The following is a 12,160-nucleotide window of genomic DNA, read 5'->3' as shown; positions in this document are numbered from 1 at the left end:
TGCGCCGCGCCGACGGGCGAGATGGGACACACGTGAATTCAGCGACATCACAGCAGGCAGGCCGGGTTTTCTCGGATTTCATCGGTACGCTGGACACGTTATGAGCGCGCACCCTCCCCTCTCACGTCGAGCCGTCCTCGCAGCGGCCGGTCTCGGCGCCGTCGGCGTGGCCGCGGCGGCCTGTTCCACCAACAAGCCCGGCAGCACCGACGATGCAAAGCCCGATGCCCCCACCGTCAAGGTCGTCTACACGCCCGCGCTGGATTCCGACGACGCCCCGAACCCGACCGCGACAGTCTCGGTGAAGGCCGAGAACGGCCTGCTCAACCCCGATGTCAAGCTCCTCAATCCCAGCGGCAAGGCCGTCGCAGGCACCTTGTCGGAGGATCGGAAGACCTTCACCATCAGCGAGCCGCTCGGCTACGGCTCGCAGTACACCTGGCATGGCAGCGCAGTCGGCTACGACCGGGTCGCCACGCAGGTGACCGGATCCTTCACGACGCTGTCGCCTGCGTCGCAGATGAACGTGGTGGTGAACATCGGCGACGGCCAGGAGGTCGGCATCGCGGCGCCGCTCATCCTCAAGTTCAACGGCACCGTCGAGGACAAGGAAGCGGTCGAGAAGGCCCTCACCGTGACCACCGACCCGCCGACCGAGGGCGCGTGGGCGTGGCTCGGCGAGGACAACGGATCGCGGGCGCATTGGCGGACCAAGGAGTATTACGCACCCGGGACCAAGGTGCACATGTCGGCCAAGCTGTACGGCCTCGATCACGGCGGCGGAGCATACGGCGCAGCCGATGTCACCAGCGATTTCGCCATCGGCCGATCGCAGGTGGTGAAGGCCGAGGCGACGTCGCACCAGATCGTCGTCGTGCGCGACGGAGGCGTGTTGATGACGCTGCCGTGCAGCTACGGCGGGGGAGACCTCGATCGCAACGTCACGCGTTCGGGTATCCACGTGGTGACGGAGAAGTACGAGGACTTTTTCATGAGCAACCCGGCCGCGGGGTATTTCAACATCCGGGAGCGCTACGCGGTGCGGATCTCCAACAACGGCGAGTTCATCCATGCGAACCCGGAAACCATTGGCGTGCAGGGTTCGTCGAACGTGACGAACGGTTGCATCAACCTCTCGCTGGAGAACGCGCAGCGGTACTTCGAGTCCGCGATCTACGGCGACCCGGTGGAGGTGACCGGCACCCGCATCGCCCTGTCCGAGGCCGACGGCGACATCTTCGATTGGATCTACGACTGGAACTCGTGGACCGGGATGTCGGCGATCAAGGGTGACCCGTCCCAGGTCACCGCACCCGCCACCCCGTCCGGCGCGCCGACGTCCAACGCGCCCGCACCGGCGCCGCCCGGCTGATCCACCGGAACCGGCTGTCGTTCAGCCGGTCTTGACGTTGCGGCGGGCCGATGCCTGATCGCGCGGCTTGATGACGATCTGATCGAGATCGACGTGCGGCGGGCGGGACGCGACGAAGCCGATCACCTCGGCGACGTCGTCTGCGCTCAGCGGGGTCAGACCCTCGTACACCGCATCCGCCCGCTCCTTGTCACCCTCGAAACGGACGAGAGAGAAGTCCGTCTCCACCATGCCGGGCGCGATCTCGGTGAGGCGTACAGGCTTTCCGAGCAGTTCGAAACGCAGGGTGCGGTGCATCACCGCCTGCGCGTGCTTGGCGGAGGTGTATCCGGATCCGTTGTCGTAGGCCTCGAGCGCGGCGATCGAGGTTATCGTCACGATGAGTCCATCCCCGGAGGCGATGAGTGCCGGGATCAGCGCCTTGGTGATCCGCAGGGTGCCGAGCACGTTCGTCTCCCACATCCATCGCCAGTCGTCGAGGTCGGCGGTGGCCACCGGGTCGAGCCCCTTGGCGCCGCCAGCGTTGTTCACCACGACATGAACCTTCTCGAGCCCTGCGACAAAAGCATTCACCGAGGTCTCGTCGGTCACGTCGAGTTGTCGACCGGTGCCACCGATCTCGTTCGCAAGCGCGTCGATCAATTCGGTCCGTCGCGCTCCGAGCACCACGTGGTAGCCCTGCGCTGCCAGCTGTCGCGCCGTCGCCGCGCCGATGCCCGAGCTCGCGCCGGTCACCACCGCGACCTTCTGCTCGGACTCCGACGAACCTGGTTGTGCCGTGCTGCTACTCATGCGTTCAGCTTAGCGGCGCTCGCGGATTGCTAGATTCAGTGCATGTTGCCCACCGGAGTCGTACCCGCGGCGCTGCAGGTGGGTTCGATCCCCGCGGCCGCGGTTCTGCAGGCGGTCCGGGTCAACGCGCCGGTCACCCGCGACCACCTGGCGGCGGCCACATCACTGTCGCCGGCGACGATCAACCGGCAGGTCACGATTCTCTCGCGTCTGGGCCTCGTCGTCGAGCGGCCCGATCTGGTCGACCCCGGCGGTATCGGCAGGCCGAAGAATCCGCTGACCCTGGATCGGGACAAGCTCTGTGTCGCCGGAATGCACATCGGGGCCCGCCGGACGCTGCTGGCGATCGCCGATCTCGGTGGTCGCACGCTCTACAGTCACGCGGTGCGCACCCCGCACGACGAGTCCGAGGTCGGCGACCTCTGCCGGCAGTTGCGCGAGCTCGCCGCGCGTTTCGGTGGCCGACGGTTGCTCTGGGCGGGTGTCGCATCGGGCGGACTGGTGGACGCCGCGACCGGCGTCATCGACCACCCGGTGCTCGGCTGGCGCCGGGTGCCCATCGGGACGATGCTGTCGGCAGAACTCGGGGTGCCGGTCTCTGTCTGCGAGCACGTCCAGGCGATGGCGGCGGCCGAACTGCTGTTGACCTACCCGCGAGAGTTCGACGGCACGGCCCTGTTCTTCTATGCGCGGGAGACGGTCGGCATGGCGATGACCATCGACGGCAAGGTCCACATGCCGTTGCGGGGGGCCGGGACCATCGGGCATCTACCGGTGAACGCGTCGGTCCTTGCGCCCACAGGCGCTGCCACGCTCCAGCAGGTGATCGGCAGCAGTCCGGCGCGCCGGGCGGCGGAGCGGCTGGGGATCGCCGACGACGCGGCACAGATCGCCGACGATCGTGCGGAGGTGCTCGGCGCCGCTGTCGCGATGATGCGCGACGTCATCAACCCCGACGCGATCGTGGTGTCCGGCGACGCGTTCGCCGCACATCCCGACGGCCTGGCACCGGTGCAGGCCGCCTTCGACAAGGCGTCGACCACTCGGCGGCCACTCGAGATCGCGCCGTCCCGCTTCGGAATTCGCGTGCAGGAGAGTGCGGCGGTGGTGGTTGCGCTCAGCGTCATCTATGCCGATCCGGTCGGAGCGACCGCCACCGACTGAGCGGATCGGACAATGCCCGCGGTACCGGCGGACCGTCGATGACTTACCGTGGTGCCATGACCACATCCCCACGCGACGTCGCGGCGTCTCTCGAGGTATATGTCTCCGCCGCCACCGAGCTGGAGATGCAGATAGCAGTCGCCCGGCTGCCCGGTCTGACGATGACCGAAAGTCTGACCGTCACCATCGACGGAAACCCGGTGCAGCCGGAGGAGATCGTCGGCGAGCACGGCAGTCGCATCCACCGCCTCCAGATCGAGTCCGGTCTGGTGGCCATCGAGTACTCGGCGTCGGTCACCACACCGGCCGATCCGATTCCGGTCGGCCTGACGGATCGATCCATCTACCTACGGCCCAGCCGGTATGCGGAGTGCGACAAGTTCTTCGGGTTCGCCGCAGGACAGTTCGACACGAGCCTGCCGCCCGGTGAGCTGCTCATCCAGGTGACCGAGTTCGTCCAGAGCCGGCTGAACTACATACCGGGCGCGAGCGACCCGATCGACGGCGCGGCAGACACCCTGCTCGCCGGTGCCGGCGTCTGCCGCGACTACGCGCATCTCGTCGTCGCGCTGCTGCGCGCGCTCAACATCCCGGCGCGTCTGGTCGCCGTCTACGCGCCGGGTTGCGACCCGATGGACTTCCACGCGGTGGCCGAGGCCATCATCGACGACGAATGGGTCGCCGTGGATGCCACCCGCCTCGCGCCCCGGCAGAGCCTCGTCCGGATCTCCACCGGCCGCGACGCCGCCGACACCGCCTTTCTCGACAATCACCGCGGGACGATCAACCTCAACTACTACAAGGTCACCGCGACGGTGCGGGGGGATCTTCCGGTCGACACCGGAGAGCAGCGAATCCGCATAGGCTGACGCCATGCATGCACTCACGTGCCCGATCTGCAACGCGCTCTCGGGTTTCGTCAACCAGGAATGCCCAGGATGCGGCACCACGGTGGGGGTTCACCTGCCGTCGCGTTCCCTGGTGGTGGCTTCCGAAGACGGTGTCGAGATCGACGGCAGACGATGGGTCCGCTGCTCGAACTGGGCGGGTACCGGCTGCAACTGGATGACCCTGGCCGAGGTCGACGAGAGCTCGATCGGGCTGCGGGGCCGCTGCTTTCCCGGTTCACTGGTGCGTCGCCACCCCGAGGCCGACGACACGATCGCCCTCGAGAAGCTGAACCCGACCGCTCGGGACATGCGCATGCTGATCTATCAACTCGTCGACCTCGGGTTGCCGGTTGAACCGTTCTGGCGCTCCGACGGCGGTCTGGCCTTCGACCTGCTGTCGAGTCTGACCACCGGGCGTCCGGTGATGATCGGTCACGCCAACGGGGTGATCACCATCGATCTCGCGGAGTCGATGGATGCCTACCGTGAACGGCTGCGGGTGGATCTCGGTGAGCAGTATCGGACCATGCTCGGTCACTTCCGGCACGAGGTCGGGCACTATTTCGAGCACATCCTGGTCGAAACCGGCGACGGTGCAACCGAATACCTCGACAAGGCCCGCGAGATCTTCGGCGACGAACGGGCCGGCTACGCCGATGCGATCACCCGGCACTACACGTACGGGCCGCCGCGCAACTGGCAGGATTCGTTCATCTCGGAGTATGCGACGATGCATCCGTGGGAAGACTTCGCCGAGTGCTTCGCCCACTATCTGCACATCACCGGAACCATAGACACCGCAAGGGAATCCGGGCTCATGCTGGAGAGTGACCAGGTCCGTTTCACGATGGATCACGACATCGTCCCGCTGGCCTCGTATGCCGACGAACCCATCGAGCGTCTGCTCTACGACTGGAAGTGGTTGTCCACGATGTTCAACCGGGTCAACGCCGCGATGGGTCGTCGGCCGCTCTACCCGTTCGACATCCCGAAGCCGGTGGTCCGCAAACTGGGCTTCGTGCACCGGGTTATCCGGGAGACCGCGAAGCGCCACCATACCCACGACCCCCTCGTCGACGTCCCGATGACGTCTGCCTGACTGGCCTTCACCGATCGGCGAGATCGTGTGCCAGGCGGCGAGGTCGGGGCCGGGGTCAGGCCTTGTCCGCCAACCATTCCCGGCGACGGCCGGTGACGAACTCGAGCACGGTCGCCACGTCGTCGGTGTCCTCGATCCGGTAGGAGGCGGTGGTCTCGCCGGCGCCGACCTTGATGCTCACATCGCCGTCGTCGGTTCGCAGATGTGCGAAAGCCTTCTCGTCGGTCACGTCGTCACCGAGGTAGATCACCGCGTCGGCGTCGAAACGATCGCGCAGAACATCGAGCGCATGGCCCTTGCTGGTCTCGATGACGGCGAGTTCGACGACGGCCTTGCCCTCGGTGACCTCGACCCCGGGCCATGTGGCAGGGCCCGATCGGGTGCGACGGAGAGCGGTCTCGGCGTCGGCAGGTGTTGCGTTGCGCACATGGATGACCGCGCTCGCCGGCTTGGTCTCCACCATGGCGCCGGGGTAATCGGCTGCGATGGAACGTAATTCGTCGACGATGCGGCCGAGCAGAACGCGGTGCTCGTCGGTGATCTCCGACGCGAATCCGGATTCGAACTCGCTACCGTGGCTGCCCACCAGGGTCACCGGCGCCGTGAGCCCCGACAACTCCGCGAGCACCGACAGCGCACGCCCGGAGATGACTGCGGCTGCGGTTTCCGGCAGACTGCCTGCCGCCTCGATCGCGGCGACGGAGGCGGGATCGGGCACCGCGTCCTCGGGGCGGGACACCAGCGGTGAGACGCAGCCGTCGTAGTCGGATGCCACCAACAGGCGTCGCGTCTGCGCGGCACTGAGCAACGCCTCGCGCAGGTCGGCCGGGATTCCGGTCGCGCTCATTCGTCCCGGCCGGACGATTCGGAACCGCCGTCGACGAGGTGGACGCCACGGTTGGCGTCGGCGGCCGTCTCCGACAACGACGACAGCGTGCCCAGGAAGCTCTCCGCCCACTTCGTCACATTGTGGGTGAGGACCTGACGGCGGAGTGCGCGCATCCGCCGTCGACCCTCGTCCTGGGTCTGCTCGACGGCGGCGACGATCGCGTCCTTGACCCCATCGAGATCGTACGGATTTGCCTGGTATGCGCTCCGCAATTCTGCTGCTGCGCCGGTGAATTCGCTGAGTACCAACGCGCCACCCAGATCGCTGCGGCAGGCCACGTATTCCTTGGCGACCAGGTTCATGCCGTCGCGGAGGGGTGTCACCAGCATGACGTCGGCGGCGACGAAGAAGGCGATCAGTTCGTCGCGGGGGACCGGGCGGTGCAGGTACTGGATCACGGGCTGGCCAACGCTGCCGTAGGCGCCGTTGATGTTCCCGACGAGCTGCTCGATGCCTGCGCGCATCCGGACGTAGCTGTCCACACGTTCGCGGCTGGGGGTGGCCAACTGCACCATGACGGTCTGCTCGGGGTCGATTCGCTTCTCCGCCAAGAGCTCTGACAGGGCCTTGAGCCGCACATCGATGCCCTTGGTGTAGTCGAGCCGGTCGACGCCGAGCATGATCGTCTTCGGATTGCCGAGTTCCTCGCGGATCTCGAGCGCCCGATTGCGGATCTGCTTGGACCGGGAATTGGCGTCGAGTTCGCCCGAGTCGATGGAGATGGGGAAGGCGCCCACCCGCACCGTGCGGAATCCGACCTGGACCACACCGAAGCGGGATCGCACGCCAACCGAGCCCTTGCTGGTCGCCTGTCCGGCCAGCCGGCGGGCGAGGAAGAGGAAGTTCTGCGCGCCGCCGGGCAGATGGAACCCGATCAGATCCGCGCCGAGCAGGCCCTCGACGATCTCGGTCCGCCACGGGAGTTGCATGAACAGCTCGACCGGCGGGAACGGGATGTGGAGGAAGAAACCGATCTTCAGGTCGGGCCGCAGCATCCGCAGCATCTTCGGGACCAGCTGCAGCTGGTAGTCCTGGATCCACACGATCGCGCCCTCGGCGGCCGCTGCGGCGGTTTTCTCGGCGAACCGGCGGTTCACCTCGACATAGGTGTTCCACCATTCGCGGTGGTACTCCGGTTTGACGATGACGTCGTGATAGAGCGGCCACAGGGTCGCGTTGGAGAAGCCCTCGTAGTACTCGGCGATCTCCCGGGTCGACAACGGGACCGCATAGATCTCGACGCCCTCGATGTCCGGGTTGTCGTCGGAGTCCGCGATGCCGGACCATCCCACCCACGCCCCGGTCTGCGCCCGGAGGATCGGCTCCAGTGCGGTGACCAGGCCGCCGGGACTGCGTTTCCAGTTGACGGTGCCGTCCGGCAGCACTTCTTTGTCGACCGGGAGACGGTTCGCGACGACGACGAACTGCGCGTCTCCCTTGGGTTGTTCGGCGGTGGTCCCGCCGTTCGAAACGTGCCCGGACTCCGCCATCCCGCTAGGCGTTCTCGCCCGGCGCGATCCCCAACATGGACAGGAGCATCCGGCATTCGTCGGCGTCGGTCGCGTAGGCGGCGACGACGCGGCGCGCCGAGTTGGCGGTCTCGTCGGCCACCGGCTCCAACTCGTCGTCGGGGATGTCGGTTGTCTTCGCAGGCAAGTGTTCCTCTTGCTTCGCAATCGTGTGTCCAGCGGTGGCTGGCGGCGCCGCGCCTGGTGTGGTGGGCGCGACACCCGATTCTACCTGCTCGGTCGTGGTCGCTGGGCCATGACCTGGCGACGTCGGTCACCCACCGGGAAGCGTCCGTGCACGCGATTGCGTCGGAGCATCGCCATCCAGGCCGGTCGGACCGGCAGCTGAGGTCGGCGCAGCGAGCGTGCGACGAACTCACCGAGGGTGACCCCGGCGGCCAGGGCGCAACCGATCGCGAGTGCACTGGTGATCCAGGTGAATCCGTCGACCGTCTGTTCGTTGAGGATGCCGTAGAGACCGCGATAGACCGCCAGACCCGGCAGCAGCGGCGTGATACCCGCGACCGCGACGACCAGCGGCGGGGTGAGGGCCCGGCGGGCCATCAGGCCACCGAGGAAGCCGACGAGCGCGGCGGCGATACCGTTCGCGACGACGTCGCCGATCGAGGTGAACGTCGCCACCGCGACCACGGCCGCGCCGATGGCACCACCCACGAACGCCACGGGCAGAGCGCGTTTCTCGGCGTAGCTCGCCAGTGCGTAGGCCAGCGCGGCGACGGCCCCGGCGAAGATGCGGGACGGCAGCTCGACGGCGGGGAACGTGGTGCCCGGGGTGATCGTCGGGAGGTAGATGCCCACATGTTCGAACAACTGGATCGCGATACCGACGCCTGCGATCAGTCCCCCGGTCATGAGCAGGAGTTCGAAGAACCGGGCGACACCGGTGATCGGCGCTCCGGTGATCGCGTCCTGCACGGAGCCGACGAGCGACAGACCGGAGAGCAGCACCACGATGCCTGCCGCGATGACGAACGACGGACTCAGGTCGAAATCGAAGCGTTCGGAGAGACCGAAGGTGATCGCAGCAGGCACCACTGCGATCACGCCTCCGGTGAACTGCTGGAAGAACACCGGGGTACCGATCCGATTCAGCCGGCGATTCACGAGGATCACCGCGACAGTGCTGACAAAGGCGAGGACGGCGCCCAGTAATCCGCCACCCAGCAACACGGAGATACCGCCGGCCATCAGGCCCCACGCCGAGGTGGCGACCCAGTGCGGATACGGGTGGGGCGCGGTGATGATCTCGTCGACCAGACGGTGCGCCGTCGAGGGCGTGAGGGCCATGTCGCGGATGCGTCGCACGAGCCGGTCGATCTCGGCCAGTCGGGTGAAGTCCATCGAGCGGTAGTAGACCTGTTCCATCGTCGTGATGGGCGGGAGCGTGGCTCCGCGCCGCGCACTCACCACGATGGTGTTGTACGTGACGTCGACGTCGACGTCCTCGAGGCCGTAGACGCCTGCGACGAATTCGATCTGGCGCTGTGTGTCGGTCGCGGCGGTGCCCGAATCCAGCAGTACCGCCCCGATCTTCGTCGCCAGATCGAGAACCTCGGTGATGGCGGCGACGTCGAAGCGGTCGATCGGCTTGCGCGGCGACACCATGATGCTGCCGGGCTCGATGGTGTCGATGGTGGCCTGACGGTCACCGACGAGGTGGATGGGGTTCAGGTACCCCAACGCGCGGCCGATATACTCGCGCACGCAGGCCTCCTTAGCTCAGTGGTAGAGCACTCGCCTTGTAAGCGAGCGGTCGTCAGTTCAATCCTGACAGGGGGCTCCATCGGTTTTCCTCGGCGTCGAGCCCGAAGGGAAACGCTTCTCGTGAGCGGTCTCGTTCCCGCTTGTGACGAGACTCATCTGTCGCGGATCGCCGGTGTCAGATCACGCACCGAAACCCCATGTGCGAGGTCGCGGAATCGTCGGATTGGGCCGACCTCGCGGCCGGCCGATACCGCCGGCAGTATTCCGGGGCGCAGATGTAGGAACCTCCCTTGGTGACCCGCATGACGCGCGGCGACGTGGTCGGTGCGAGCAGGTCAGGGCGGCCGTCCGCGTCCACCGATCCGTCGGCCGGGCGGACGTGGCGGGGCACGTAGACGTCGACGCAACGCTCCCAGACGTTCCCGATCATGTCGTGCAGGCCGAAACCGTTCGGCGGATAGTTGCCGACCGGAGAGGTGGTGCCCCAACCGTCGTTTCGATAGGGGAACCGTCCCTTCCAGGTGTTCGCCATGTCGGAGTCTCCCGGCCGCAACTCGTCGCCCCACGGGAAGGTGTGGCCGTCGAGCCCACCGCGCGCCGCGTATTCCCACTCCACCTCGGTGGGCAGGCGGCGTCCTGCCCATTGCGCATATGCCGTGGCGTCCCGGTAGGCGATGTGCACCACCGGGTGATCGGGCCGGTGGTCGACCGCCGAGGCATCGCCATCCGGCAAACGCCACGACGCCCCCGGCTGCCAGCGCCACCACTGCCGCCAGTCGCGTAGGTCCACCGGACCCGATGTCGGTGTGAAGGCCAGGGATCCGGGTACCAGTTCGGCCGGATCGGCTCCCGGGAAATCGGCGGGATCGATGGGCTCCTCGGCGACCGTGACGTAACCGGTCGCCTCGACGAACTCCGCGTACTGCGCATTCGTGACCGGGTGGCGCTCGATCGCGAACGGCGCGACGACACGGTCGTGCTGTGGCCGTTCCTCGGGGTAGTCGTGGTCGGAGCCCATCCGGAACACACCGCCGGGCAACGGGATCACATCGGTGAGCGGCACACTCCCGACAGTAGGGTGTCCGTCGGACGTCCGGCATTCTCTCGGGCGGTGTTCTGCGCAGTCCCGGCAGAGAGCGCCGGTCATGGGACACCATGGATTCATGCCGACAGATCAGCGACCGGTCGTCCCCACCGGCCACGGACCGGTCCGCGGGTCCGCGGGGCCGGGGGGCGATGTCTGGAAGGGCATCCGGTACGCGGCCGCCCCGGTCGGTGAACTCCGATGGCGTCGTGCGCGCGCGCCACGGCCGCACGACCACGTCGTCGATGCGGACGCGTTCGGAGCCGTCTGCCCACAGGAGCGGAATCCGGCGATCCTGCTCCGCAAGGACGTGCGGATGGACGAGGACTGTCTGTTCCTCGACGTCTGGTCGCCGAGCGGCGCGGCAGCCGACGCAGCCCGGTTCCCGGTGATGGTCTGGCTACACGGGGGTGCGTATGTGTTCGGGAGTGGGAGTCAGGCGCTCTACGACGCAACCGACCTCGTATCGGGCGGTGACGTGGTGGTGGTCACCCTCAACTACCGGATCGGGGCGCTCGGCTTTGCCGATCTCACCTCGCTCAACGATCCCGATGGCGATCCGCGCTTCGAGTCCAACGCCGCACTCAGCGATGTCCTGCTCGCCCTGAGCTGGGTCCGCGACAACATCGCGGGCTTCGGCGGTGATCCCGGCAACGTCACCGTGTTCGGTGAGTCGGCCGGCGCAGGTCTGGTCACCACGCTGCTGACCATGACGGTTGCCGACGGTCTGTTCCACAAGGCGATCGCGGAGAGTTCGCCTGCGACCTCGATGTACGACCACGAGCGGTCGGCAGGCATCGCGCAGCGATTCCTCGATGCCATCGGCATCGGTCAGGAGGACACCGCCGAGCTCGACACCGTCGGCGTCGACCGCATCATCTCGGCCACCATGGCTGCCTTCACCGCGGTTCCCCTCGACAACCCCGGCACCATCGCGTTCGCGCCGGTCATCGACGGTGATCTGCTGCCGCGTCACCCGATGGACGTGTTCCGGGCGGGTGAGTCCTTGTCCGTCCCCCTGCTTATCGGCACCAACAAGGACGAGGCGTCCGCGTTCAAGTGGATGAAGTCACCGTTGATGCCCATCAAGCCCTCCGACATCGAGCGCATGTTCGCGGCGATGATGGCCGAGTATCCGGACGTGGCGTTGCCCGAACGCGCACAGATCACCTCGGCCTACTCCGGGATGCGCCCCAAGGTCGCCGGCCTCGGGGTGGCGCGCGACATCGCCTTCCGGATGCCGACCCTCTGGCTCGCCGAGTCGCACAGTCGTCACGCGCCGGTGTTCCTCTACCGCTTCGACTGGGCCACCCGGATGCTGCGGGCGCTGCGGGTCGGGGCGACGCACGCGACCGAACTGCCCTACGTGTGGGGCAACCTGGTGGCGGGTTCCGCCGACATCACGTTCAGACTCGGCGGTCGCAAGACCGGGGAGGAGATCTCGGCACGTATGCAGAGTCGCTGGACGTCGTTCGCCCATCGCGGCGACCCGGGCGCCGGGGCCGACCCTGCCTGGCCTCCGTTCGACGAACACACCCGGTCGACACTCGTCATCGACGAGACCGACCGCGTCGTCGACGACCTCGATGCCGGCATCCGTCGCGCCTGGGGCGACGAGGTACTCAGCTTTCGCTAGA

At 67.2% G+C, this 12,160-nt stretch carries 11 protein-coding genes and 1 tRNA gene; 6 read left to right on the top strand and 6 right to left on the bottom strand.

Annotated features, from left to right (window positions below; genetic code table 11):
• Positions 1 to 100: 100 nt before the first annotated feature.
• The gene (locus IDF66_RS09115) at positions 101 to 1,372 is read left to right on the top strand and encodes a L,D-transpeptidase (protein ID WP_190266607.1); all 1,272 of its coding nucleotides are present in this window, start codon (positions 101 to 103) and stop codon (positions 1,370 to 1,372) included.
• 21 nt (positions 1,373 to 1,393) lie between these two features.
• On the opposite strand, the gene IDF66_RS09110 is transcribed toward IDF66_RS09115, so the two are convergent.
• Positions 1,394 to 2,164: an SDR family NAD(P)-dependent oxidoreductase gene (locus IDF66_RS09110; RefSeq protein WP_190266606.1), complete on the bottom strand. Its 771-nt coding sequence runs from the start codon at positions 2,162 to 2,164 to the stop codon at positions 1,394 to 1,396.
• Between the two features lie 42 nt (positions 2,165 to 2,206).
• Between IDF66_RS09110 and IDF66_RS09105 the strand changes: the two genes are divergently transcribed.
• The 3 genes from IDF66_RS09105 to IDF66_RS09095 are packed head-to-tail and all read left to right on the top strand — an operon-like array spanning position 2,207 to position 5,317.
• A complete protein-coding gene (locus IDF66_RS09105) occupies positions 2,207 to 3,328 on the top strand; it encodes an ROK family transcriptional regulator (RefSeq protein ID WP_190266605.1) in 1,122 nt (373 codons plus the stop codon).
• 56 nt (positions 3,329 to 3,384) lie between these two features.
• Positions 3,385 to 4,197, top strand: coding sequence for a transglutaminase-like domain-containing protein (locus IDF66_RS09100; RefSeq protein WP_190266604.1), 813 nt, complete (start codon positions 3,385 to 3,387; stop codon positions 4,195 to 4,197).
• A 4-nt stretch (positions 4,198 to 4,201) separates the two neighbouring features.
• The gene (locus IDF66_RS09095) at positions 4,202 to 5,317 is read left to right on the top strand and encodes a zinc-binding metallopeptidase family protein (RefSeq protein ID WP_190266603.1); all 1,116 of its coding nucleotides are present in this window, start codon (positions 4,202 to 4,204) and stop codon (positions 5,315 to 5,317) included.
• A gap of 55 nt (positions 5,318 to 5,372) precedes the next feature.
• Here IDF66_RS09095 and otsB read toward each other — a convergent pair whose 3' ends face one another.
• From otsB to IDF66_RS09075, 4 genes are all read right to left on the bottom strand, one after another.
• The gene (gene otsB, locus IDF66_RS09090) at positions 5,373 to 6,164 is read right to left on the bottom strand and encodes a trehalose-phosphatase (RefSeq protein ID WP_190266602.1); all 792 of its coding nucleotides are present in this window, start codon (positions 6,162 to 6,164) and stop codon (positions 5,373 to 5,375) included.
• Complete coding sequence (locus IDF66_RS09085) at positions 6,161 to 7,696, bottom strand: alpha,alpha-trehalose-phosphate synthase (UDP-forming) (protein WP_190266601.1); 1,536 nt, start codon at positions 7,694 to 7,696, stop codon at positions 6,161 to 6,163. Before IDF66_RS09085 ends, otsB begins: the two co-directional genes overlap by 4 nt.
• 4 nt (positions 7,697 to 7,700) lie before the next feature.
• Entirely contained in the window at positions 7,701 to 7,862 is a 162-nt protein-coding gene (locus tag IDF66_RS09080) for a hypothetical protein (RefSeq protein ID WP_190266600.1), read from the bottom strand.
• 80 nt (positions 7,863 to 7,942) lie between these two features.
• Positions 7,943 to 9,439, bottom strand: a complete 1,497-nt coding sequence (locus IDF66_RS09075) for a threonine/serine exporter family protein (RefSeq protein ID WP_190266599.1) — start codon at positions 9,437 to 9,439, stop codon at positions 7,943 to 7,945.
• Between the two features lie 4 nt (positions 9,440 to 9,443).
• Here IDF66_RS09075 and IDF66_RS09070 point away from each other — a divergent pair.
• A tRNA-Thr gene (locus IDF66_RS09070) sits at positions 9,444 to 9,518 on the top strand.
• A gap of 96 nt (positions 9,519 to 9,614) precedes the next feature.
• Here the strand turns inward: IDF66_RS09070 and IDF66_RS09065 are convergent.
• Entirely contained in the window at positions 9,615 to 10,586 is a 972-nt protein-coding gene (locus IDF66_RS09065; RefSeq protein ID WP_190266598.1) for a formylglycine-generating enzyme family protein, read from the bottom strand.
• 16 nt (positions 10,587 to 10,602) lie between these two features.
• Here IDF66_RS09065 and IDF66_RS09060 point away from each other — a divergent pair, with 16 nt between their 5' ends.
• Positions 10,603 to 12,159 (top strand): carboxylesterase/lipase family protein, encoded by a 1,557-nt coding sequence (locus IDF66_RS09060; protein WP_223309397.1) that lies wholly within the window; start codon positions 10,603 to 10,605, stop codon positions 12,157 to 12,159.
• The last annotated feature ends 1 nt before the right edge of the window (position 12,160 follow it).

It is taken from the genome of Gordonia hankookensis (assembly GCF_014673215.1).
Classification (GTDB): Bacteria; Actinomycetota; Actinomycetes; order Mycobacteriales; family Mycobacteriaceae; genus Gordonia; species Gordonia hankookensis.
This window is presented reverse-complemented; position numbering and strand designations above follow the sequence as displayed.